The following is a 24,822-nucleotide window of genomic DNA, read 5'->3' on the forward strand; positions in this document are numbered from 1 at the left end:
ATTTTGTCACGATCGCCTACGATGGCACCATTCAATGGACAAAGAGGTGGAACGTACGTGCATATCGCCGATCAGATTTTGAAAAATGGAGGCATGCTGCCTCATAAAACCGCATTGGTCTATAAAGACCGGACACGTACGTATCGTGACGTGGAGACAGACTTGCACAGCTATCGAAACGCCTTGTCGGCTAAAGCAAAGGAATGTGGGTTCGTTCGCCCGCTTGCTTTTGCCATTGACATTGAAAACCAAGATGAGCTATTGCTTGTGTTTTTGGCAGCAGCAAGCTTAGGGTGGACAGGCATTCCGTTAAACAGAAAATGGACAAACAATGAACGTTTGCAGGCATTAGCGCGTGCTGAAGCAGATGTGCTCTTTACGGATAGGCCCATTTCCGAAGCCGAATGTGCAGTGTGGGACAGCAGACAGGTCAACGAAACGACTGAAATAGAGGCAGATCGATTCGCCCAAGGGAACGATCTCTTTTACCTAGGGTTTACCTCTGGCAGCACAGGAGCGCCAAAAGCGTATGTCCGTACGCATCATTCATGGACAACAAGTTTCCAACCAGCGGCAGAAACGTTTCAGCTGCAAAGCACAAACCGAGTGAGTGTGCCTGGTTCACTGTTCCACTCACTGTTTTTGTTTGCCGCTGTCCATACGCTCCATATGGGGGCGACTCTTTATTTGGAACCGACGTTTTCGCCGTTTGACGTTTTAGAAACGATAAAGGGTGAGCAAGTCGATGTGATTTATGGTGTACCCACAATGATTGAAGCATTTGTGAAGGCAAGCAGCAACGAGACTCTTGAGCAAGTCGATACCATCATTGTGTCAGGGGCAAAATGGTCGAAAATCCAGGTTGGCCGGGCGCAAACACAGTTTCCAAACGCAAAGCTGTATGAATTTTATGGTGCTTCTGAGCTAAGTTTTATTTCTAGTTTGCACCACCGTAGCCAAAGCACTCTTCCTCCGACGGCAGTAGGGCGGCCATTTCCAGGGGTGACGATCCAAGCGGACGATGAAGGGATGTTGCATATAAAGAGCCCTTATTTGTTTGCTGGCTACAAAGGAGGGGCGCCTGTAAAAGAGTGGGAAACGGTTGGCGACATTGGCTTTATTGACAAAACAGGGGTTGTTCACGTAAAAGGGCGAAAAGGCAATATGCTCATCATTGGCGGCATCAATGTCTACCCTGAGGAAGTGGAACAGTTGGCAAAAGAGATCGAAGGCGTTGAAGAAGCGATTGCGATCGGCAAGGCCCATCCCTATTGGGGCAGCCAAATGGAACTTTACATAAAAGGCCGGTATTTGTCGCAAGAAGACAAAAAGCAGATTCGTACACGCCTAAAAGAGGTGCTGCCTCCGATTAAACGTCCACGGCGTCTCCACCTTGTAGAGGCGTTTCCACTTTTGCCGAGCGGAAAAGTGGACCGCCAAGCATTAAGGAGTGGCCGTTATGAGTGATGTGTTCATCGTAAGGGCAAAACGGACAGCTGTTGGCAAAATTGGCGGCATTCTAGCCACGCAGCGTCCAGAAGTGTTAGCCGCCTCTGTCATAAAAGAAATCGTTGCTGGCCTTCCTTTTCCTGAGATTGATGGAGTGGTGCTTGGCAACGCTGTTGGCGAAGGGGGAAATATAGCACGCCTCTCGTTGTTAGAAAGCGGTCTGCCTGTTGACGTGCCAGGGGTAACGGTCGATGTCCAATGTGGTTCTGGATTAGAAGCGATCATCGTTGCGGCAAGGCATATACAAGCAGGAGATGGCGATGTCTATTTGGCCGGCGGCGTAGAAAGCACAAGTCTTGAGCCGAAACGGATTGCCGTTAACATGAACGGAAATAGACGAGAGTGGCACGAGACAATCGAACGTGCCCGCTTCTCGCCGGAATCGCTAGGGGACCCCGATATGGCTGAAGCGGCAGAGAATGTGGCTGAACAAAGGAAAATTGGCCGGGATGCACAGGACGAGTACACCGCTGAGAGTTACAGGCGCGCATGGGCAGCAGAACAACAGGGCCTTTTTCGTGACGAAAAAATTGCAGCACACCGTGATCTTGCTGATGAAGGCATTCGGCAAATGCCCGATCGGCTTTTAAAACGAGTGCCGCCGCTTTACAACGGAGGGACCGTAACAGCAGCCAACTCATGCGCAAAATCGGATGGAGCGGCTCTCGTATTGCTCATGTCAAAGCAAGCGTGCGTGCGTTACCGTATGAAACCAATGCTTGCATTTGTCGATGCTGCAAGAGCAGGCTACGATCCCCACTTTGCAAGTATGAGCCCAGTGCCTGCGATCCGCAAACTGTTGGCAAAACAAAAACGGAATCTATCAGACATTGATTTGATTGAGTTGAACGAGGCGTACGCGGTTCAGATGGTAGCGCTCCAACAAGAGCTTGGCCTAGACAAAGAAAAACTAAATGTCAGCGGCGGCGCTTTAGCCATAGGGCACCCGTACGGGGCATCTGGGGCGATAAACGTTTGCCGTCTAGCATCCGAAATGAAACGCCGTGATGCCAAGTTTGGCTTGAGCGCCATTGGTGCAGCAGGAGGGTTAGGAATAGCGGCGTTGTTTGCGAATGTTTCTTCAGTTTCAGGTAAACGGTCGAAAATTAGCAGAAATAGAAATTCGTGCTTTTGATTATTCATTTTTTGAGATTTATGGTAATGATATTGAAGTGAAAAAAACCATATTAAATTATTTTAGGAAAAATTAAATCTGGTAATAAAGGGGTTATTAATCTTAATCGGTCACATGCCTTCAAGATTCTTCTTGATTAAAAGAGAATGGCTAACCGGGGGATACGTAGTATAAGGAGCATTCGTAAGGGGATATAGCTAATTCCATCGACTGCTGTATGAAGTTTGGTTGTCTTTCCACAATGTGATAAGCAGGTAACACATGAAGAATATGAAGCATTACCAGCTAATTCAACAATCGCTGTAATTGCTAGGATGGGCTACACATGTACTTCCATGGTCGAGATCGGGGGACATGCTCCAAATGAAAGTCGCTGTTTTAGCGGCTTTTTGTTTTATTGGTACAAGTTCTGGTCCTGATCTAAGGCCAAGAACTTGTACCAATGTCGTAAAGGACATGGATGGTTAATTGCGGCACTAAAAAATCGTCGGCACGATTCCCCCGTCCATCCGAATCGGGGAGCCTTTGAAGGCTGAGGCGTGAGGGCTGCACATAAAAGCAGTGAGTCTACCAATCTCCTCTGGCCTGATGAAGCGCTGAATTTCGGACTGAGGCACATTGGAGGCCATAAATTTTTTTTCTTTTTCGGAAAAGGACAACGACGGTTCCTCATCCATGAACATGCCTTCAATGATTTGAGCTACATTTTCCGATAGCGTAGGACCTGGCAGGATAGTATTGACTGTCACTTCGGCGCCTGCTGTTAATTTGGACAGGCTCTTTGCCAATGACAGCAGCATCGATTTAGTCGCGGCATAATGAGGCATAAGACCTGAAGGCATGACGGCCTCTTCGCTTGCGATGAAAAGGATTCGGCCGAAGTTTTGGCTCAGCATTGTCGGCAAATAACATCTAACCAACCCGTTGGCTGCTAGCACATTTGTGCGGAAATACGTTTCCCACCCTTCATCGTCCACATGTTCATATTGCTTGATTTCATAAATGCCCATATTGTTAACGAGAATGTCGATGCTCGGGAACTGCTGACATAGCGTTTCCATTTGCTCTTTATTAGTGAGATCAGCCGCTGCATTTTGAGGCGAGGTGGATGGATATTTCGCTTTGATCTCCTCTACCGTTTGTTGGACCGCTTCCTGGTTCCGTCCGTTAATGAGGACGTGAACCCCTTCTTTAGCAAGCTCCAGGGCAATCGCTTTTCCGATGCCTCTCGTCGATCCTGTCACTAAAGCCGTTTTATTTGTTAATGCCATTTCCATCTTGTCATTGCTCCTTCTGTTTCGGATAGAGACTATCATAACTTGTCTTCATCAGCCAGTAACTAGCCGCCTCCGCCAACATTCTTGCAGAATACGCCAAACGGCAAGATGGTTGGGCCTAAAATACCAAGTCTTAGGCAAAAACTTGTTAAAACGCTGTTTTTCCTAACTGCTTTAACCGCCAATGTGCCGGCGTATCGCCTTCCCATATGCGAAAAGCACGGTAAAAGGAGTTCTGGTCTTCATATCCGATCAAGGAAGCAATTTGTTTAATATCAAGCGAAGGGTCTGCCAGGTAAGCAAGAGCTAGTTCATGTCTAGCTTGCGTTAATAACTGCTTGAAGCTTGTATGTTCTTCCGCAAGTCGGCGCTGCAAGGTGCGGTCACTGATTCCGAGTTCGTGCGCGGTCCCCCCAATGTCAGGACATCCATCGGCGAGACGAAGCTTAATGATCGACTTCACCTTCTCGGCAATGAAATGGAGGTTGTCGTGTTCATAAATTGTGCGATCCAAGGCAGGCGTCAAAATCTCCAGCAGTTCTTCGTTATAGGAGACAAACGGTCGATCCAAATCGCTTCGGTGGAGAATTAGCCGATTTCCTGTGGCATTGGTGCAGATCGGGCAGCCGAAGTAAGCTTCAAGTGTCCGAGAATCACCCATCGGTTGGGTGAATTCAACGCGATAGGCAGACAGGTTTGTTGCTGTCCCTCGTCGTCCAAGCTCCAGAAGACATGCCAAAGTTAAGCCTATCAGCATAGGCGGACCAGCCAACTCGCGTCCGCCATAAAGCCACTCCAATTCGATGGCGCACAGCTCGCCATCCTCGGTGATGCGCAGGTTTTCGGGAGGGCATAGCTGTTTATACTGTGTCATTCGATGTAGGGCATCGTGATAATTGCGAGCGTGATAGGTTGCCAAGAGTGACGGTGGATATTGGGCAGTCTCATAGGCGGTCGCAAGCTCGATGATGGCTGCCGCAGTTTCTCCCGCAAGGTCAAAATAAGCCTGCCAAATTGCAAAGTATTGAGTTGTCGTTACAGCAGGCTCAGACATAATGGTCAATGGCAATCGGGCTTGGCGGGCTACTTCGTCGGCCGTTATCCCTAATCGTCCAAGTCCTTCCCACAAACCCTGCGGGATCTTAATTTGGTCAGCCGGTATCAGGTTCATCAATCTACGTCCTCCTTTGGCCAGTCCAAGTAGAATAAATATACTAAAAATTGTAAAGGGCTGTAATCTTATTTAAAAGACGAATTGGAATATGAAGTGCAACACCTTAAGAAAGACAGCTCATGGAACCCTCGTGTAAGATGTTCGTAACCACACAAACGATCAAGGAGGGCACCATGAGCTGCTAACCACCATCTTACCACATTTGATCGCGCACGTATTGAAGCGATGACTCGTCTTGGGCTATCTCTTCGGCAGATCGCCAAGAACCTTGGGCAAAGTCCGTCCACGATTTCTCGGGAACGACGATATGCGAGCGGGAAGACGTCTTATCAATCGGAGAAAGCCCATGAGATGGCTCAGGCAGGAGAAGCACATCGAAACCAAAGAAGAAAATGTTTACAATAGTGAACTGCCCACGAGGCATTTACCCATGAACTGTTGCACATGAATAAAAAGTAGGGTGAAAATCACCCTACTGTGTTTGTAATAAAGCAAAGGATACAGCCCAAGAAAAAATGCCAAATAAGATAAGAATCATAAGGACAATTTCAAAAGGGGTACGTTTTCTTTCCTGCTTAGTTTTCTTGAGCTTTCTATAAAAAACAAATGAACAAAATATTAGGATCAAGTGGCTTAAATCAGACAAGGATTCCAAAAAAGCTATCATAAATGAGTGAACTCCAATCTTGTTGGGCTAGCCTTCCATCGTTAATGGGCATGTTGCTTGTGCCTATTCTCACTGTAATATTCGATTTGCATATGACGAGTGAAAATCAAATAAGTAGAAAGGCAATGCCGCAAGCATTGTTGCACCCAAACAGCCTGCACCGGCAGGCTGTTTGTCATTATGGAAAAGGCACATCCATCTTTTTCACATCTCACTGCTCTGTTGTTTTAAATTGTAACAATGCCCGTAAGTCGTCTTCGTTTAGCACCAAATCTTTGACTGTATATTGCTCAAGCACCTGCAAATAGGCGGCGAGCGCTTCATGCAATACGCCTTTTAATCGGCAAGCGGGATTTAATATACAGGTGTTTGTCTCGCGGTTAAAGCATTCAACGAGCTCAAGGTTGTCTTCTGTCTGTTTGACGACTTCGCCAATGTTGATTTCCTCTGGCTCTTTTGCCAAGCGAATGCCACCGTTTCGTCCTTTGATCGTTTCAATCAGACCAAGCTTTCCTAGTTCGTGGGTGACTTTTGTTAGATGATTATAAGAAATGCGATAAATATCAGCTACTTGTTTGACGCTGGACAGTTTATGCTTTGGTTGTAAAGCTAAATACAAAAGGAGACGAAGCGAGTAATCCGTATAAGAGGTTAATTGCATATTTTTCACTCCAGAAAGTCATCTCTTCTACAGCATACCATAATTTTGCCATGTAGGAGGAAAGGGGCGCCCGTTTGTGGCGAATTTCCAACAATGCATATAATATGCATTTTAAATATTGATTTAAGAGGGTGAATGTCATACTTTAAATATATATATAAAATACTTATTTTAAGTGAGGCGATCACTCATGAGTACTGTGATGTTAAAAGAAGAATCGAAACGATTGGTGAAAGCAACTGTTCCTATTTTAGCCGCACACGGAGAAACGATCACAAAGCATTTTTACAAGCGAATGTTTCACCATCATCCTGAACTGTTAAACGTATTTAACCGAACCAATCAAAAAATAGGCAGGCAACCTCAGGCACTGGCCAATTCGATCTATGCTGCCGCCCAGCATATCGACAATTTAGAAGCGATTTTACCAGTTGTAAAACGGATTGCCCATAAGCACCGCAGCTTAAATATTAAGCCGGAACAATATCCGATTGTTGGCGAAAATCTCCTTGCCGCCATGAAAGAAGTATTAGGAGAGGCAGCTTCCGATGATGTAATTGAGGCGTGGAGAGAGGCGTATGAAATCATTGCCGGTGTGTTTATTGAAGTAGAAAAGCAAATGTACGATCAGGCCGGCAAAGCTCCTGGCGGGTGGAGTGGATTTCGTTCTTTTGTGGTAGAGAAAAAAAAGCAGGAGAGCAAGGCGATTACATCGTTTTATTTAAAGCCGAAAGATGGAAATGAGATCGCTTCTTACCAGCCAGGCCAATACATGACGGTAAAAGTGAACATCCCTGGTGATACGTATACGCATATGCGCCAATACAGCTTGTCAGACGCTCCGGGAAAAGGATATTATCGAATTTCCGTAAAGCGGGAAGAGGGCAACACTGAGTGCCCTCCAGGTGTCGTCTCCAATTATTTACATCAACATATTCGTGAAGGCGACGTACTAGAAATGACCGCTCCTGCTGGTGATTTTACTTTAAAACAGGGAGAAGAACGCCCGATCGTTTTAATCAGCGGCGGCGTTGGCATCACGCCACTTATGAGCATGTTTAATACCCTTATGCAGCAAGGAACCAAACAAAAGGTGACGTTTATCCATGCTGCCATTGATGGAACCTACCATGCGATGCATGACCATGTAGCCCAGACAGCGAGTCAGAAAGAAAATGTCCACTACGCTGTCTGCTATGAACGCCCTACGTCAGAAGACCAGATGAATCCTTATATGAAGAAGGAAGGGTATATTGATGAGCAATTCCTCCGTTCCATGATTGAAGATCATCACGCTGATTTTTATTTTTGTGGGCCTATTCCTTTTATGAAGACGGTTTACCACATCTTGAACAACTGGGGCGTTCCAGAAGAACAAATCCATTATGAATTTTTCGGTCCTGCGGGGACGCTTGCTTCTTCTTAAAAGCATTATTGCCCCATAAACAAAACGCACGAATGTTTGCAAAGGGACATTCGTGCGTTTTCTAGTCTATTACGCCAGTAAAACTGGCAACTATAGGGGCAATAGCGGTTTTAGTAACTGTCTGTCACGACGAAAAGCTTAGCAGAAAGGTATCATACGTTTGCATTACTTCCATTCCTCTTGAAGGATTGCGATATGGGCCTGTAATGCATCAAATGCTTCAACCGTTAAGTGGCCAGCTGCCACATACTTCATTAGTGCGGTTTCAATCTTTTCAATGGAGCGCTTTGCTAACTGATTAGCTCGCCATTTTTCAAATAGGAACGCCACTTGACATAAAGACAGTAGGGAAGCATAAGCGATCACAGTCATTTCTTGGCGATAGCGTTGTACGACTTCCACTAAGTGTTTGGCTGATAGGTCTGCTTTGTTCAAGACAACGAGCCGCACAGGGTTTGAATACATGCGCCATTTGTCTGGCAACTTTGCAGGATCGCCTTCTGTTTCGTAGTTAAATGGCTCATATTCATGGTAAAGGTGGAAAAGGGTTTCCCCTGCTTTCAATGCCATTAAGCTACTGCCATCTGTATAGGCAACACCCTCGTTTTCACCAATTATGCGAATGCCCCCGCGCAGCGTGCTTGCTACGCCATACCGTTCATGGACAGTAGCGCCCATTTCAGCTAGAGTCAGCACGTCTCCTTCTTTGACGACCTTGTATAACGGAATGGGATTGACGCAAATAGGCATCTGTTCGGACCATTGCGGGTAGTCGCTGTAGATCATCGTAATGCCCCGTTTTTTCTTTGCTTGAATGCTCGCTTTGCTGTTGCTCGTACCGCCGACAAGAGGGATGCCACGGTGTTTTGCATAGGAGAGCAAAGCTTGAGTCATCGTGCCGTCGCCTGGCATGCTAAACATCCCTAATTTTGTTAAGTGGCGCGCCGTTTTTTCAGCAAATTGTAGCGCAGTCATTCCCTGAGGTGAAAGCCCGGCTAAAATATGCATGGCCCCAATGGCTGGGTGATGCGCTTGGATCGCAGCCATGACAACCGGGTTGAAACCACTTAAATAGACATGGGGTTCCATCTCATACTGGCGGATTAAATCAGCTACTTGTTTTTCCAAACCGTCTGTTTTGATTTCGATAGATAGTATTAATTCTTTTTCTTTGGCATAAACAAGCACTTCTTCAAGTGTCGGGATTTTGGCGTCTGGATAAAGTTTGTAACGCTCCACCCAGTCGGAATTATCGGTTCTGTTCGCTGTCAATTGCTTTAACTGTGCGAGTGTTAAATCCCTCACATAACCGCTTCCATCCGTCGTTCTGTCTACCGTGTAATCGTGGATGACGACTGGAATGCCATCTTTAGACATCATAATGTCAATTTCCACTGCTTCAATGCCCAACTCGGCTGCCAGTTCGATTGCGGGCATTGTATTTTCAGGCGCTAAGGAACAAACGCCACGGTGGGCAATCAACAAAGGCTGTTGATTTGTGCTATTTTCCAACTGGTACGCTTGTAAAGTAGCAACGGCTTTTTCAGGTAATGGCGTTTCGATGCCTTGGACGCCAATGGCAGCTAACCGGTGTAACGCTAATTCACTGTTAGCCTCATATGCCCATATTGTAATCGCCCGGCTGCGGAAGTAATGAATGATTTCAGCAGAGAGTGCTTCCGCTTGTACTAGTATTGTAAAACATTGGCATTGGCGGATGGCACGAATGGCATCGTCTCTTTTTTTCTTAGGCAACGTCGACCCAGAAAGACGCAAGGCCCCACGGTATTCATTGTTCCATGTTCGCATTGCTTCAATAATGGATGCTTGGCGAGAAAGGATAAAGACATCGTCTATCCCTTTCGTCTTAAGCAATTGATGGACATAAGGAACAAGGAAATGCTCATTGATCTCGATCATGGGCAGCATTTTTTGTGTAACCGTATCTAGTGCCTCCTCAAGCAGTACGCCACGATTGCTAGCGACAAGATTGCCGTTTCGCCATTCCGCTTTGAACAGAATAGAAGGAACATTGGGAGGCAGAGCGTCAGGCATACCGGTCGCGCTATCGATGATTGTAGGGCTTGCGACAAGAGCCGTTTTTGGCTCATTGACTTCTAGCACTTTTTCTTTAATAGAAGGTCTCGGAACAAGGGACGGATCGCCATTAGGGCCGAAAAGCAGTTTGCCTGGAGTTGGATGTGGCTGTTCCACAAAATCAACTGCAGGGTTTTTCGTGTCAATGGCGCTGACCCGTTCAAGGGAGTGACCTTTGGCAAAAACGCCAGGATGAGAAGAGAGGCCCATACAAAGGGCGTTCTTGAAAACAACGGCATCGACAAGCTCCTTATCCCGGTTAAGCAATACGACAGCATCGCCGCCGTTGGCCATTTGGAAGTTTCCGCAGCCCCAATCGCAGTTTGGAATAAGCTTAGGGACAGCGCTAATGGTAGCTTCCATTTCAAAATCAGCAGTAACGCCATATAATTTTTTAACGGCTTGGGCATTGCGGGCAATTAAAGCAGCAGAATAAGGGGCAAGCACCGCTCCTTCCGGGAAATTATACATCGCTTTATTCGCAACGCCGTTTTCTTCCACTTTATTACCGAAATAAAAACCGCTAAGATCAATCGTTTCGCCAGTTATATTGGCGATTTCGACATATTCGTTTGTGCCTTCATCAAAATAGGGCGTGTACATAAATTCCGTAATTAAAAGCGACTTGCTCGGTGAGACAGGAATCCGTTTTGACGGCCGGCGGATCGGCCCAGCGCGAAAAGCAGTCCGCAAATCGCTAGACTCGGAAATGCGGTGAATCGATTGGCCATTGCCATCCGCACGCGCTGTTACGCCACGATACTGTTTTCCCCGGTAGGTAATATTTTGCAAGTAAGGGACAAAATCAACGATACGGTCATGTCGATCCATGAGCAATAGTTTGTCGCCGTTATTGGCAAGGCGTATTTCGCCTGTGGACCAGTTCGCATCTAGCATTGTCGGCACATCAGGGTCATCGTAAAGGCGATTTGTGCTGAACCATGGGAATTCAAAGTCTGGAACCGCACCATAAATGGCCTTAAAGATGAAACTAGACTGGGATAAAAACAGCTCTTGTCCAGGTTGAATTAAAGTGCCATCTGGAAATTGCGCCATTCCTTCTCCTTCCCCGAGAAAAAGGGCATCGCCTATTTTGAATCCACTTAAATCAACAGTTTTGTCCTCAACGTTTTTTATAGCGATAAATTCTTTGCCATCGTCTGCAGCGGGGGCATCGTACATGTACTGGGAAATCACGACTCTAGGAATAGGCGTGTCTAAGGCCCCTGTTTGCAGCGATTGTTCCGCATAGACTGACCCAGGGGTTGCTGGGCTCATTGGCAGGAAAACCGTTTGTTCTGTACTCCCGGCAGGAGGCAGCGCGAAATGAACTCCAAAACCAGCGGAAATGTCTGTAGCTTGATAACCTGCTTGAACCACCTCTTGCCCTGACAAGTTGTCAACAATGACGACAGCTCGTGCTTCACTGTTGGAGAAAGCAGGGATATTTCCTGACACCTCACTCACTTGGCTTGAGCTTAATTGGCTCATGTACCTGCGGTTAAATGCCTCAAGGGTTTGTCCGCTCGTATTCAGCCAAAATACATGTGCTTGTTTGGGCAGGATCGTAATTGTTTCAAGTTCAAAAGGACGATCACCACGGCTATCTTCAGGATAGCGGAAGAGCAAATGGTAATCAGCGGACGAATCCCGATTTCCAATAGACAAGCTGATGGAAGAGTTGTTGTATATTTCAAAAAACTCATAGTCGTCTCTGTCGTAATTATCTGGGTGTATTTCAGTAATTAGCAGAGCCGGTGTTGGTTTATCGACATGCATGGAAAGAATCCTCCTTCATATTTAGCAATACTCTGCAACATATTCATACAAGCTCCATTTCGTAAGTTTTTTCTGCTGTTTTGTGCTCAAAAATGGCGTTTCCCCAACCTGAACAGGATCAAAATTTGATTTCGAGCTTCCCTCCCTTATGAATGAGTTGATGCGCATCTACCATAAAAAAAGAGACAAGCGGAGAAAAAACAAGCGTTTTCAAAAAATAATTGAAATCATTAAATGATGATGAAAGAGGCGCCAGTAGCGAGGTAAATGATGTGTAAACATTTTTAAGAGAGGAAATGGGAGAAAACAGCTAAAAAGTGGTGGCAGTCGTTGTTTGTAAAGCGAGATTAACTTTATATTTCTTTAAAAAAATGTAAGTCTTCGGTTAATTTCCGTATTTAATAAAAAAGCTATGGTTAAATGGACGTACATTCCGGCTAAGGAGGAAACGTGCTTCCATGAAACAAGTGGAATTAATCAATGCAACAAAGTCATATGACAAAGAGACAAATGTCCTAAATGAAATTGACCTTGAAATTGAACAAGGGGAATTTTTTGTGCTAGTTGGCCCCTCTGGCTGTGGCAAGAGCACATTGCTCAGAATGATAGCTGGTCTAGAAGAAATGACGGGGGGGATCTTAAAAATAAACGGCAGGGAAGCAAATAGGCTTGCCCCGAAAGACCGCAACCTATCGATGGTTTTCCAAAATTATGCGTTATACCCTCACTTATCTGTAGAACAAAATATTCTATTTGGCTTACATGCAAAAAAAGTGAACAAAGAGGAAGGCAAACGGCGTTTGCAAGAGGCGGCCGAGATGATGGGACTTACGACGCTGTTAAAGCGAAAGCCGAGGGAACTTTCAGGCGGTCAACGGCAACGGGTAGCGCTAGCACGCGCTGTTGTCAGTGAAGCTCCACTGTGCTTGATGGATGAGCCGCTCTCAAATCTTGACGCTAAACTAAGGGCGCATATGCGCATTGAAATCCGGAGATTGCAGCGAAAGCTCGGGCTAACGATGATCTATGTGACCCATGACCAAATTGAAGCGATGACAATGGGCGATCGTATTATGGTGCTAAACGAAGGGCATATCCAGCAAGTAGGCAAACCAATTGAGTTGTATAACACACCGGCGAACTTATTTGTTGCTACGTTTATTGGTTCTCCAAAGATGAACATAGGAAAAGCCCGTTTCGTATCGGAGAATGGGCAGCTGCTCATAGAAGAGACAATTGCCTTGCCAATCAAACAGCCATTAGACAGCAATCTAGTAGAACCGCGATTGACGATTGGCATTCGCTCTGAGCACATCCGATTTGAGAAAGAAAAGCCGACCGTCACATTGCTTGTTGCTAGTGTGGAACAGCTAGGGAATGAGACTGTTGTTGTTTTCGAAGTCGGCAAGGAGTTATGGACAGCCAAGTGGAGTGGGCAATGGGCAATTACAGCCGGCGACCTCGTACCAGTCGCGATTGATTTGGCCCATATCAGTTTCTTTGACTCAGTAACAGGCAAGCTTTTGAAGCCTGCAACCACCAATGTCCAACAAGAGGTTGTCGCTTTATGACGGAACCGTATGTCTATATACCTGAACAGACGAGCACAGCGAAAAGAGGAAAGCGCAGTACGAGGCATTTTCCTAAAGGCATGCTGTTTTTATTTCCTTCATTATTTTTATTTACTGTGTTTCTGTTTTACCCAATGATACGGACGTTGTATTTAAGTTTTTTTCTGACAGATAACCGCGGAATGGCAACAGTCTTTGTCGGTTTAGAGAATTTTATGCGTATTTTTACATCGGATCTTTTTTTAAAATCACTCACATCGACATTTTTATTTGTGGTTTACACGGTGCCAGGAACGATTCTGATCAGTTTGTTTTTGGCTATCATCGCCAACGAGCGGCTAAGGGGAATCGGTTTATTTCGGATGGTGTTTTCTTCGACGATGGGCATATCAGTAGCGGCAGCATCTGTATTTTGGCTGTTTTTGTTCCATCCCAGCATCGGGTTTTTGAATCAGCTGCTTAGTTGGCTGAACGTCGGCTCAATCCGGTGGCTAACAGATCCGAAATGGGCGTTATTTTCCGTTTCTGTCTCAACGATTTGGATGAATATAGGCTTTACCTTTCTCATTTTGCTCGGCGGTTTGCAGTCGATTGACCGTTACTTGTATGAAAGTGCCGAGATTGACGGCGCTAGCTATTTTTACAAATTAAGGCGGATTACCATTCCGATGTTATCGCCAACGCTATTTTTTGTAGTCACTGTCACGATGATTAATGCGTTTCAGACATTTGGGCAAATTGACATGCTCACGAGGGGTGGGCCGCAAAATGAAACAAACTTGATCGTTTATTCCATTTATCGGGAAGCTTTTGTCAATTACCAATATGGAAGCGCAAGTGCCCAAGCAGTTGTGCTGTTTGCGATCATCTTGCTTATGACGATTGTGCAATTTAAGCTTGGTGAAAAGAAGGTGCATTACCAATGACGTTGACATGGCATAAAAAGCTTGTCTTTTATTTGCTTCTTATCGTTTCTGCGTTTGTGCTATTTGCACCAGCGATTTTAGCATTTTTGATGAGTTTTATGACAAGTGCAGACACACTGACAGGAAAAGTGATCCCATCTGTGTGGACGTTCGACAATTATATTCAAGCGTTTCAACGGTTTCCGCTGTTGAATTACTCGTTTAACAGTTTGCTTGTTTCGCTCGCAATTATGGTCGGCCAACTAATTTTATCAAGCTTAGCTGCTTATGCGTTTGTGTTTTTAACGTTTAAAGGCCGGGATACGCTGTTCTTTTTATTTGTGGCGACAATGATGATTCCGTTTGAAGCGTCGATCATTCCGAACTTCCAGACGATCCGTGAATTAGGGCTTGTCAATACGTATCCTGGTTTGACATTGCCGTTTTTTGCGATGGCATTTGGGACATTTTTGTTGCGGCAGACGTTTAAACAAATCCCCGTTGAGCTAAAAGAGGCGAGTGAAATTTTAGGAATGGGCGACTTTAAGTTTTATTTAACGGTTGTCTTGCCGATGGCGCGTACAAGCCTTGTCACACTTGGCATTTATGGGTTTCTAACTTCTTGGAATATGTATTTGTGGCCACTTCTAGCCACCACTAATGACACCGTCCGAACGGTGCAAATCGGTTTAAAGCAATTGCAATCGCAAGAAACATTAAACCAGTGGGGCGTTGTCATGGCAGGGGCAGTCATTGTGATTCTCCCGACGCTCATCTTGCTGTTTCTCGGACAGAAGAAATTGCAGCAAGGACTAGCTGAAGGGGCGCTTAAATAAATGAAAAAAGGAGTGTTTTTTATGAAAAAGGGAATCGGTCTACTTAGCAGCGCCGCCGCGCTTGTCATGTTAGCCGCATGTGGCAGTTCAGGGGGAGCAAGCGGAGGAGATAGCGACAAAACCGTTGTCACTTTTTGGCACTCAATGGGAGGACAGGCACAGGTTGCCCTTGATCAAATCGTCTCTTCTTATAACGAGTCACAGGATGAAGTCCACGTAAATGCCGAGTTCCAAGGCACGTACGAGGAATCGTTGCCAAAATTCCATAGCGTTGGTGGGACGGAGGAAGCGCCCACCATTATCCAAGTGCAGGAGATCGGCACAATGTCGATGATTAACAGCGGCCATATTGTACCGATTCAACCGTTCATTGATGAAGAAGGATATGACATGAGCGGTTTAGAAGAAAATATTATCAATTACTATCATATTGATGGCCAATTTTATTCGATGCCATTTAATTCTTCAACCCCTGTTATGTATTACAACAAAGATGCGTTTGAAACGGCTGGGTTAGACCCTGACAGCCCGCCAGAAACATTTGAAGGAATCGAAGAAGCAAGCAAAAAAATCGTCGTGGCCAATGAAGGCATGAAAGGTTTTGCTTTACAAGCATATGGATGGCTATTCGAAGAGTTGTTGGCCAACCAAGGCGGGCATTTGTTAAACAATGAAAACGGACGTGACGATGTCGCCACTGAAGTGGCATTCGACAATGACAAAGGCCGCTCGATTTTTGAGTGGGTTGAGCGGATGATTGAAGAAGACACGTTTATGAATTACGGCACTAACTCAGACAACATGGTTGCTGGCTTTTTGGCAGGCGAAGTCGCCATGTTTATGCAATCGTCGGCCACATCTAGAGATGTCATTGACAATGCTCCATTTGATGTCGGTGTCGCCTTTATTCCCCACGCTGAAGAAGTAGAGCGTGAAGGTGTAGTCATTGGCGGAGCGAGCTTATGGATGTCAAGCGGCAAAGAGGAAGCCGAGCAAGAGGCAGCATGGGACTTCATGAAATATTTGGCGACGCCAGAAGTGCAAGCTGAATGGCATGTCGGAACTGGTTATTTTGCCATCAATCCTGACGCTTATAACGAACAAGTGGTACAGGAGGCATATGAAGACATGCCTCAGCTGCAAACAGCCGTGCAGCAACTCCAATCGACGAAAAAGTCTGTTGCCACACAAGGAGCGCTTATGGATATGATTCCAGAAGAACGAAAAATCATAGAGACGGCACTTGAAAATGTATTTAATGGCACAGACGCGCAAACAGCGTTTGATGAAGCGGTCAAACAAGTGAATGCGGCGATTGAGCAAGCGAATAAAGCACGCGGCGATTCATAAAATCAAACAAGGGAAGCGATCCGTTCGTTGGGGAAAGGAAAAATAAGAATGAAAAAAACAAACATTTATGGCCATCGCGGCGCAATGGGTACACATCCAGAAAACACGCTGCTAAGTTTTCAAGCAGCCCTTGAACAAGGCGCAGACGGAGTGGAACTGGATATTCAGGTGACGAAAGATGGGGAGCTTGTCGTCATCCATGATGACACGGTAGATCGGACAACCGATGGCACAGGCTACGTGCACGATTATTCGTTGCGTAAGCTTAAGGCATTAAGTGCAGGCTGCCGTTTCAACCACTTCCCTGAATATGAACCGAGTTGGGATCAGGAGCGGATCCCGACTTTACAGGAAGTGCTTTGTTTTCTAGCGCCGTTCGGTACCGAAGCCAATATTGAACTGAAGCCACATTTAGCAAAACATAAAGGAATTGAGCGCCGTGTGCTCGAAACGGTCCAGGCCTGGGGAAGTCAAACGAAAATCATTTATTCTTCTTTTCACATGCCGATGCTTCTAAGGCTCAAACAACTCAACAACACAGCTAATATCGCGTGGTTGCTTAACATCAATTTGCCGTTGGCAGCTGATTACATGAGCTGCTTTCAATTCGAGTCGCTCCATGTCGACAGGAAGATTCTTTTAACCGAAGGAAATGCCTTTGAGCAGGAAGGATTGCTTTCCGTTATCCGCGCCTGGACAGTTAACCAAGACCAAGAAATACGGCAGTTGCTTGCAAAAGGAGTAGGCACGATCATGACAGACTATCCTAGCCGTGCCATTGTCTTACGTGATGGAATGATATGAGAAAAACGCCCGTTCTATCCATCTTCTCTCGCTCTGCCGGAGCTTGTAGGAAGATGCTATAGTACGGGCTTACTGTTTTTGCGTTTTTGCTGTGACATAAGCAATAAAGGACAGTAGCGCGAGAATAGCCCAATAGAAGCCACCTAAGCGATTGGTTTCAAACCATTCGTAGAGGCTGCCGCCAGTAATGTTGCCAAGCGCGCCGCCAACAGCCATCGCCAGATTAGAAAAGCCGAGAAAAATACCAAGCGTTTGCGAAGAAGCTTGGCTGACTATATAGGAGTGAAAGGTGGGCTGCATCAGTGTAACCGATAAGGCAATACCCATCAATGAAACTGTAAGCGTAATGACATGTTCAAAGGCAAGCAGCGGCAAAAACGTTATTCCAAGTATCAGGTAACCTGCTTGGAGCGATTGGCGAGCGGTGAAACGGTATGTCCATGCGGTTACTTTCATTTGTGTTGTGATGACAATCACGGTGACAAGTGTAAAGATCCAGCCTGAGCTGCCGCTTACCTTGGTTGCAATGACGGGGTATGTTAAAAACAATTGCTGGTGAATAAAATGGTAAGGGATCATCAACCCAATCATCATTAACAGCGGCTGGTTGGCGACAATTCGTTTCAATCCAGATAAGAACGAAATGTCGCTATTTGCTGATTCTTGTTGGATCGGCAGCCCTAATAATGTACAACCAATTAGAACAAACAACAGCCCGGAAAGCATGCTAAGGAGCGGAAATTGTTGCGCTGAAAACAACACGCCAAATAAGGGGCCGAGAATTGTACCAGCATTGCCCGTAATGTTCACGTAAGAGAACAACTTTTTATGATGCGCTTTCGGTTGTTTGTATATCAATAAAGATTTCAGTGCTGGGCTGAACAAAGCTCCTCCAAGACCGCCAATTACCGCCATAAACAACAGCAAAGCAGGGGACTGGGCGAATCCCATTCCAGCGAATCCGACGCCTCTGCAGACAAAGCCAATAAACATCATTGTTTTATAGCCCAATTTATCGCCTAGATAACCACCGAACATCATAAACCCTTGCTGGCCTGTTAAACGAAGCGCCAGCAGCAAACCGGCAAAGCTAAGGGAATAGCCAAGTTCGCCAGTGACGTACAACGAAATATAAGGAACAAACATAAAAAAGCTGAACGTCAAAAAGAATTCTGTTCCGATTAAAAGTGTGGCCCGCCACCCATATGTTCGCCAAATTTTCCATGTGCGGTCAGATTCCATCCATCAGTGCCTTCTTTCTTTGCCAAAGCTATGGTCGTTAAAGAAAGCATACCAACTGTTTCGCTGATCAGCAATAAACGGGATTGGCCACAATCTGTATTAAAAACAACTTAAGCCCCGCCGTAGGCGTCATTTAATCGACTTCTTGGTACCGCTCATAGGCAGCTTGCTGGATCGACATATATTCTTCCAAGCCCATCGCTTCAACTTGGGCGACATAATCGTCCCATTCGCTTAGTGGTTTTCTGCCAGTGATGAAAGCGTCTTCTGTTTCGTTGATGAATGTTTCAAGGTCAGCGCCGACGGAATCACGGAATTGTTGCTCTTCTCTTGTGTAGTTAAAAGCATTCCAAATTTCTTCAGGGGCATTTGCGGCGGCTTTTTCACCATTTTCAATTGAATTGGGCAGCGACTCTGAGCCTTTAAAATAGTGTTCTTGCACATAGCCAGGATAGCTGCCGCCAAGCCAAGTAATGTACGATGCCAATGCTTGGTCTTGCGTCAAACCATCAGGGTTGTCGGTGATTTCTTCCGTATATTCTAGGGAGCCGTCTTCCTGTTTCGTGTACGTTTCTCCTTCTTTGCCCATGAAATAAAACGTAGCGCCTTCCTCGCCAAAGAAGTAATCGATCCACCGCACGGTCGCTTCAGGGTGCTCATTTTTGTCCGTAATCGCGAATGCGCCGACATGGACAAGAGGTGGTTTGACATGGCTGTACAACTTATCACCGTGTGGGCCTTCTAACGCCTCACCGCCAGAATAATGATCTTGATTCATTAATGTTTCTGGGTTGCTCGTTATAACAGCGCCAATTCGTCCTTCAGCTCCTTTTGCCAGCAGTTGAGCGCTATCGTGTGTGTAAACTTCAGGATCGATCAGCTCTTCCGTATATAGTTTATTCAAGTATTCGAGAAACTCTTTGTATTTCGGATCGGTACGGAAAAAGCGCAGTTCCCCCTCATTTTCTGGGTCGACGTCAATAAATTTATGGCCAACACCCCGGTTGCCAAATCCCCAAGCCCCTTGAAGCTGTCCGCGAATTTCTGTCATATTTGTTCCTGAAAATGGAATTACTTCTCCTTCAGCTAATTCTGGCGTGTTTTTTACTGCCGTTAAATAGTCATAAAACGCGTCCGTCGTCGTTGGCCGTTCCATCCCTAGTTCGTCAAGCCACTCGTCGTTTATCCATAGCGGCACACCAATCAGCATCGGCAAAAAATCGGGGTCGTAATAGGACGGGAACGAGTAAATGTGTCCGTCTGGCATCGTTAGTCCTTTGCGTAAATCGGGATGTTTGTCTAACGCTGATTTAAAGTTAGGCGCATATTCTTCGATTAAGTCATCTAACGGGATTAAAATGCCTTGCTCGCCATACGTCGCCAAATCACTCGCGGTCAGCCTGGCAGAATAAAAGGCATCAGGGTAGTTGCCACTTGCAAATAGCAAGTTTCGTTTTTCCGCTAATCCATCGAAAGCGGCAAGCTCAAAATTGATTTTCATGTCTGTCATTTCTTCATACGTTTTCCATACATATGTTTCCTCAAAGTTGTTGGAGTTTGGTTCTGATTTGCCAGTAAAAAACGTCAATTCAATCGGCTCTTTCACAATCGGAAACCCTGATTCGTTAACGATGTCTTTGTTTTCGCTTTCTGTCGCTGTATCTTCGCCAGCGTCTGCACATGCTGTTGTGGCTACTCCTAATGCGGCCACGGCAATCAACAAACAATGCTTTTTCGTCATAACGATATGTCCCCCAATCAATTAAGTTCGCTCATATACGCAGAAAAACCCTAATTAACGCCATGGTTTGGCGCTAATTAGGGTTTTCTCCAGAAAGACTCCACCCGTATATGAACTGTTGTTACGCCATATTATCTGCTAAACATAGGCGAATGTCAATTAAAAAATTGTAAATAATAAGCAAATTAAATGATTGGACATTGACAAAGGAAGCGCATTCAATTATTTTAAAAGGACAACTCGTAAGTGCCTGTTTAATAGCGGGCCTCTAAATCTTAATGACAGATTCACTCTGTCTTAACATTCCTTTTTTATACTAAAAGGGAAAGGTACAAACTGAATATGTGGGTGGAGACGATGAGAAAACCCTTGTAAATGCTGGTCCTAAGCTACGTGTACCAGTGTTTATTAGGGTTTTTTGTTGTGGAAAAAAGGAGGATGGGCATGGACAAATACAGCCATTATTTCTTTGATTTAGACGGGACATTGCTCCATGGGGGCATGTTGTTGCCAGGGGCAAAGGAGCTAGTCGATGCTTTATGCGCCAACGGCAAGCATGTTTATTTTTTAACGAACCATCCTGTTCGCTCTAGGAAAGTACTAAGTGCTGATTTGCAAAAGTTAGGGCTGGAGATTACGTATAACCAGTTGCTTACCCCCGTTATGGGCTTAATCGAATACGTGCACTCGAATGGCTTGGCAAGCAGGAAACTCTATGTGGCCGGTTCGAACATGATTAGAGAAGAGCTCTTTGAACTAGGTTTGCATATAGGTGACTGTGAAAGGGGAAACGGGCCAGAGCAAATAGCTGTGGTGCTTGGCATGTCGCCTGATTTGACGTACCGCCAATTGCAAGAAGCACTTTGGCTCATTCAAAACGGGGCGAGTCTTATTTTGCTCAATGAAGATTTACTTTGCCCGCATCCAAAAGGGTTTTTAATTGATACGGGCTCTTTGGCCCGATTGCTAGACCATCCAAGGTTTGGCCACCAGACAGTGTCAGTCGGCAAGCCATCTTATTGGATGCAAAAAGCGCTATTGCGCGTAATGGAAGGAAAGATAGACGATGCAGTAATCATAGGGGACTCGCTATTAAGTGATATTGGGATCGGCAATGCATTAGGAATCGATACCATTTTAGTCTATTCAGGCGTTACAACAAAAGACCAGCTATTCGGTACGGCTCATCACCCAACTAGTGTCTATGCATCTGTTCAAGAGATCTATCAAACAATAAAGGGGTAAAGCCGTATGTTTACGCAACCGTTTATTCATGCACTGACAGACAGCCAACAAGAAAAAAGGTGCCGCAATTCGAATGTGGACACGATTTTTTTACTTACTGGTAAGATGCATTTGCTGCCTGACCAAGTTTATTGTTTCCAGAAACAAAACAAAAAAGTGTTCGTCCATGTCGATTTGATTTCTGGAATAGAAAGCCACACGCCTGATGGCATGCGTTACATCGCCGAAGTGATCGCACCTGATGGCATCATTAGCACAAGGAGCCAATCGATTATCCAGGCGAAAAAATGTGGGTTAAAGACGATTCAGCGTGTTTTTTTAATTGACACACAAGCAATGGAAAAGGCTGTACAAACGGTTAACAAAATCAAGCCTGACGCAGTAGAAGCGATGCCTGGGTTAATGCCGAGGGTCATAAAGGAATTAGTTGAGATGACTACCGTGCCAATTGTAGCCGGCGGATTGTTTAAAACAAAGCAAGAAATGGAAAACGCGCTTCATGCAGGCGCGGTCGCCGTGTCAGCTAGCATTATTTAGGGGGTACTGTTTGTGGAAAATCGCATTGAACAGGTAAAAAAGCCGCTGAAAACGCCGCCGAAAAGAAGATGGAACGGGATCAAACGCAACTGGGATCTTTATTTGCTTGTCCTTCCGGTTGTGGTCTATTTTTTGATCTTTAAGTATTACCCTATGTATGGCGTGCAAATTGCCTTTAAAGATTTTATCGCCGCCGAAGGAATTTGGGGAAGCCCGTGGGTCGGATGGGAACACTTTATTCGTTTTTTTGAAAGTTTTTATTTTGAACGCTTGATCGGAAATACGATCGGCTTAAGCCTCTATAACTTAGTGATTGGCTTTCCAATTCCGATTATTCTTGCCTTGCTCATTAATGAAATTCGTTATAAAAAAGCAAAGGGTTTTGTCCAGACAGTGACGTATGCGCCCCATTTCTTGTCGACTGTCGTTATCGTAGGAATGCTGTTTTTACTGCTGTCACCTAATGGCCTCGTTAACCAGATTCTCGGCTTGTTAGGCATTTCGGAAATTGCCTTTATGACTTCGCCTGAATGGTTTAAAACGACATACGTGTTTTCCGATGTATGGCAGCAAATGGGTTGGAGCTCGATCATTTATTTGGCTGCTCTTGCCGGCATTGACCCACAGCTGCACGAAGCCGCTAAAATCGACGGCGCTAGCCGCTTAAGGCGAATTTGGCATGTCAACTTGCCAGGGATTCGCTCGACGATCATCATCTTGCTGATTTTGCAGACAGGGAGCATTGTGAGCGTTGGTTTTGAAAAAGTATTTTTAATGCAAAACCAGCTCAACATGGAAGCATCTGACGTGATCGCTACCCATATTTACCGAACAGGAATCGCAGGCGCCCAATACAGTTATTCGGCAGCAATCGGTCTATTTGAATCAGCGATTAACTTTTTTATTCTGATTTTTGTCAATTACACAGCAAAGAAAACAAGCCAAACGAGTTTGTGGTAGGGGAGGAATGTACATGAAACAAAGCACAGGCGATCGCCTTTTTGGTATAGCCGTTTACATGTGTGTGGCGCTTATTACATTAATCGTTTTGTATCCACTCGTTTATGTGCTTAGTGCTTCGTTTAGCGATCCAGCAGCCATTTTAAGGGGGGATTTGTGGTTGTTCCCAATCGATCCAACGATCGAGTCCTATAAAAGCGTGTTTCAAAATGAAGACGTCTGGATAGGGTTTCGCAATACTTTTCTCTATACGACTTTAGGAACGGCCTTCAATTTGCTTTTGTCGATTATGGTCGCCTATCCGCTATCACGAAAAGACTTTTATGGCAGAAACGTGTTGACGATTTTTCTTGTTTTTACGATGTTCTTTAGCGGGGGAATGGTGCCAACCTATTTGCTCGTCCGTGATTTAGGGATGTTGAACACGATTTGGGCAGTGATCGTGCCTGGGGCAGTATCGGTGTACAATGTCGTTATTATTCGCACATTCTTCCAGAATATCCCTAATGAACTGCGGGAATCGGCAGAGTTGGATGGCTGTTCCAACATCCAATATTTAATCAAGATATTGTTGCCGTTGTCAAAGCCCGTGATTGCGGTCATGGTTTTGTTTTACGGCGTCAGCCAGTGGAATGCTTTTTTTGACGCATTGATTTATTTAACGGACAGAAATCTTTTTCCCCTTCAACTGTTCTTAAGGGAAATGCTGATCCAAGATCAACTGTCTGAAATGGTACAAGTGAGCGATTCGACATTAGACAACCACGCCTTAACAGTGGAAGGCTTAAAATATGCGGTTGTTGTCGTAGCCAGCTTGCCAATGTTGGTGTTGTATCCATTTTTGCAACGTTTTTTCGTAAAAGGTGTCATGATTGGTTCCATCAAAGGGTAATGAAAACGCGGTTAAACCATAAACATGAGAAGACAAAGGGAGGAAAGAAGATGGACGTACAAGCAATTGCCCATAGAGGCTATTCCGCAAAGTATCCTGAAAACACACTTGCCGCTTATGAAGCAAGCATAGATCTTGGATTTTCCCATATTGAGGTAGATGTTCACTTAAGCCGTGATGAAGTGCCTGTCATTATGCATGATAAAACCGTCGATCGCACAACCAATGGCACTGGCCTAATTAATGCCTATACATTAAAAGAGCTGCGCCGTTTAAAAACGAGCGGCAACGAACGGATTCCGACACTTGAAGAAGTGTTAGACTTGGCAAAAGGGCGCGTGAAAGTCGCAATCGAGTTAAAGCAAATCGAGAACATGTATCCCCGGTTAGAGAGGAAGGTAGCCGCATTAATAGAGGAAAAAGGAATGGCCAATGACGTCTACGTCAATTCATTTAACCACGAATCAATGAAGACGTTGAGGGAGGTTGCCCCCGATTTGGAAATTGGCTTAATCAAAAGTGACGCATCGCCAGCATTGTTTCCTTATATGGAACAAATACAGGCGTCCTCTATTGCAATGGAACTTCGTTTCTATACAGAGGCCTTTGCCGATCAGTGCAAGGAGCGTGGCTATCAGCTCATTGTTTGGCCAATTGACACAAAAGAAGCGTGTGAAAGAATGGCGAAAAGGCCCGGCGTGCTATGTACGGTAAACGAATTGGAGCTGTTCAAAGAGAACTACCATGCCTAACTATTGGGCACATATCGAAATAATAACGAAGATGCGCAACTGTATGAACAGCGCCATTTCTAAACCACAAAAAAGTGTAAAAGGAGAGCAAATATTTCCCACAGGGAATTAAGCCATTTTTGACGAAATATACGAATGGGACCAATGCTTTGACGTTTTTGATAAGGGAGTGGAAATGTTTGTTGTAAAACAACGCGGAGTGAATAGCGACGTTTAACGGCCTTGCCGGGAAGCACCAACCCATTTGAAGGAGTGTGTAAAA

The 24,822-nt window shown here is 45.3% G+C and carries 20 protein-coding genes; 14 read left to right on the forward strand and 6 right to left on the reverse strand.

All coding sequences use genetic code 11. From position 1 onward, the window contains the following. Nucleotides 1-57 precede the first annotated feature (57 nt). Together V5G21_RS11040 and V5G21_RS11045 are read left to right on the forward strand one after the other, a co-directional pair. A complete protein-coding gene (locus tag V5G21_RS11040; protein ID WP_035202313.1) occupies nucleotides 58-1,467 on the forward strand; it encodes an AMP-binding protein in 1,410 nt (469 codons plus the stop codon). After that, nucleotides 1,460-2,644 carry a thiolase family protein gene (locus V5G21_RS11045; protein WP_338464691.1) on the forward strand — a complete coding sequence of 395 codons (1,185 nt, stop codon included), beginning with the start codon at nucleotides 1,460-1,462 and terminating at the stop codon, nucleotides 2,642-2,644. Before V5G21_RS11040 ends, V5G21_RS11045 begins: the two co-directional genes overlap by 8 nt. Nucleotides 2,645-3,120: 476 nt before the next feature. On the opposite strand, the gene V5G21_RS11050 is transcribed toward V5G21_RS11045, so the two are convergent. After that, nucleotides 3,121-3,921, reverse strand: a complete 801-nt coding sequence (locus V5G21_RS11050; protein WP_338464693.1) for an SDR family oxidoreductase — start codon at nucleotides 3,919-3,921, stop codon at nucleotides 3,121-3,123. Between the two features lie 148 nt (nucleotides 3,922-4,069). After that, nucleotides 4,070-5,092, reverse strand: coding sequence for an AraC family transcriptional regulator (locus tag V5G21_RS11055; protein ID WP_338465522.1), 1,023 nt, complete (start codon nucleotides 5,090-5,092; stop codon nucleotides 4,070-4,072). A 228-nt stretch (nucleotides 5,093-5,320) separates the two neighbouring features. On the opposite strand from V5G21_RS11055, the gene V5G21_RS11060 reads away from it, so the two are divergent. Then, nucleotides 5,321-5,500 (forward strand): helix-turn-helix domain-containing protein, encoded by a 180-nt coding sequence (locus V5G21_RS11060; protein ID WP_073305403.1) that lies wholly within the window; start codon nucleotides 5,321-5,323, stop codon nucleotides 5,498-5,500. Between the two features lie 473 nt (nucleotides 5,501-5,973). Here the strand turns inward: V5G21_RS11060 and nsrR are convergent, their stop codons facing one another. Further along, entirely contained in the window at nucleotides 5,974-6,423 is a 450-nt protein-coding gene (gene nsrR / locus V5G21_RS11065; protein ID WP_011245210.1) for a nitric oxide-sensing transcriptional repressor NsrR, read from the reverse strand. Between the two features lie 190 nt (nucleotides 6,424-6,613). Here nsrR and hmpA point away from each other — a divergent pair, with 190 nt between their 5' ends. Beyond that, a complete protein-coding gene (hmpA, locus tag V5G21_RS11070; protein WP_011245211.1) occupies nucleotides 6,614-7,849 on the forward strand; it encodes an NO-inducible flavohemoprotein in 1,236 nt (411 codons plus the stop codon). 165 nt (nucleotides 7,850-8,014) lie between these two features. Here hmpA and V5G21_RS11075 read toward each other — a convergent pair whose 3' ends face one another. Next, on the reverse strand, nucleotides 8,015-11,725 hold the full coding sequence (locus V5G21_RS11075; protein WP_095237040.1) for a lamin tail domain-containing protein: 3,711 nt from the start codon (nucleotides 11,723-11,725) through the stop codon (nucleotides 8,015-8,017). A gap of 458 nt (nucleotides 11,726-12,183) precedes the next feature. Here V5G21_RS11075 and V5G21_RS11080 point away from each other — a divergent pair, with 458 nt between their 5' ends. From V5G21_RS11080 to V5G21_RS11100, 5 genes are read left to right on the forward strand one after another with little or no spacing between them, the layout of a single operon-like run. Continuing rightward, the gene (locus tag V5G21_RS11080; RefSeq protein WP_011245213.1) at nucleotides 12,184-13,296 is read left to right on the forward strand and encodes an ABC transporter ATP-binding protein; all 1,113 of its coding nucleotides are present in this window, start codon (nucleotides 12,184-12,186) and stop codon (nucleotides 13,294-13,296) included. After that, nucleotides 13,293-14,222 (forward strand): sugar ABC transporter permease, encoded by a 930-nt coding sequence (locus V5G21_RS11085; protein WP_338464702.1) that lies wholly within the window; start codon nucleotides 13,293-13,295, stop codon nucleotides 14,220-14,222. Before V5G21_RS11080 ends, V5G21_RS11085 begins: the two co-directional genes overlap by 4 nt. After that, entirely contained in the window at nucleotides 14,219-15,037 is an 819-nt protein-coding gene (locus V5G21_RS11090; protein ID WP_338464704.1) for a carbohydrate ABC transporter permease, read from the forward strand. The genes V5G21_RS11085 and V5G21_RS11090 overlap by 4 nt, the downstream gene beginning before the upstream one ends. Nucleotides 15,038-15,058: 21 nt before the next feature. Then, nucleotides 15,059-16,387, forward strand: coding sequence for an ABC transporter substrate-binding protein (locus V5G21_RS11095; protein ID WP_338464705.1), 1,329 nt, complete (start codon nucleotides 15,059-15,061; stop codon nucleotides 16,385-16,387). Nucleotides 16,388-16,435: 48 nt separating this feature from the next. Next, complete coding sequence (locus tag V5G21_RS11100) at nucleotides 16,436-17,191, forward strand: glycerophosphodiester phosphodiesterase (protein ID WP_338464706.1); 756 nt, start codon at nucleotides 16,436-16,438, stop codon at nucleotides 17,189-17,191. 69 nt (nucleotides 17,192-17,260) lie between these two features. Here the strand turns inward: V5G21_RS11100 and V5G21_RS11105 are convergent, their stop codons facing one another. Together V5G21_RS11105 and V5G21_RS11110 are read right to left on the reverse strand one after the other, a co-directional pair. Next, nucleotides 17,261-18,433, reverse strand: coding sequence for an MFS transporter (locus V5G21_RS11105; RefSeq protein ID WP_011245218.1), 1,173 nt, complete (start codon nucleotides 18,431-18,433; stop codon nucleotides 17,261-17,263). 133 nt (nucleotides 18,434-18,566) lie between these two features. Then, complete coding sequence (locus tag V5G21_RS11110; RefSeq protein WP_338464709.1) at nucleotides 18,567-20,174, reverse strand: extracellular solute-binding protein; 1,608 nt, start codon at nucleotides 20,172-20,174, stop codon at nucleotides 18,567-18,569. A gap of 444 nt (nucleotides 20,175-20,618) precedes the next feature. Between V5G21_RS11110 and V5G21_RS11115 the strand changes: the two genes are divergently transcribed. Genes V5G21_RS11115 through V5G21_RS11135 form a run of 5 tightly spaced genes read left to right on the forward strand, consistent with a single transcriptional unit; the run spans nucleotide 20,619 to nucleotide 24,560 of the window. Beyond that, nucleotides 20,619-21,419, forward strand: coding sequence for an HAD-IIA family hydrolase (locus V5G21_RS11115; protein WP_011245220.1), 801 nt, complete (start codon nucleotides 20,619-20,621; stop codon nucleotides 21,417-21,419). A gap of 6 nt (nucleotides 21,420-21,425) precedes the next feature. After that, nucleotides 21,426-21,956 (forward strand): glycerol-3-phosphate responsive antiterminator, encoded by a 531-nt coding sequence (locus V5G21_RS11120; RefSeq protein ID WP_011245221.1) that lies wholly within the window; start codon nucleotides 21,426-21,428, stop codon nucleotides 21,954-21,956. A 12-nt stretch (nucleotides 21,957-21,968) separates the two neighbouring features. Beyond that, entirely contained in the window at nucleotides 21,969-22,916 is a 948-nt protein-coding gene (locus V5G21_RS11125; RefSeq protein WP_011245222.1) for an ABC transporter permease, read from the forward strand. Nucleotides 22,917-22,929: 13 nt separating this feature from the next. Further along, the gene (locus V5G21_RS11130) at nucleotides 22,930-23,808 is read left to right on the forward strand and encodes a carbohydrate ABC transporter permease (RefSeq protein WP_011245223.1); all 879 of its coding nucleotides are present in this window, start codon (nucleotides 22,930-22,932) and stop codon (nucleotides 23,806-23,808) included. Nucleotides 23,809-23,858: 50 nt separating this feature from the next. Further along, nucleotides 23,859-24,560 carry a glycerophosphodiester phosphodiesterase gene (locus V5G21_RS11135; RefSeq protein ID WP_035205480.1) on the forward strand — a complete coding sequence of 234 codons (702 nt, stop codon included), beginning with the start codon at nucleotides 23,859-23,861 and terminating at the stop codon, nucleotides 24,558-24,560. Nucleotides 24,561-24,822: the final 262 nt, after the last annotated feature.

This window comes from Shouchella rhizosphaerae, from assembly GCF_036700015.1.
In the GTDB taxonomy this organism is placed as follows: domain Bacteria; phylum Bacillota; class Bacilli; order Bacillales; family Bacillaceae_D; genus Shouchella; species Shouchella rhizosphaerae.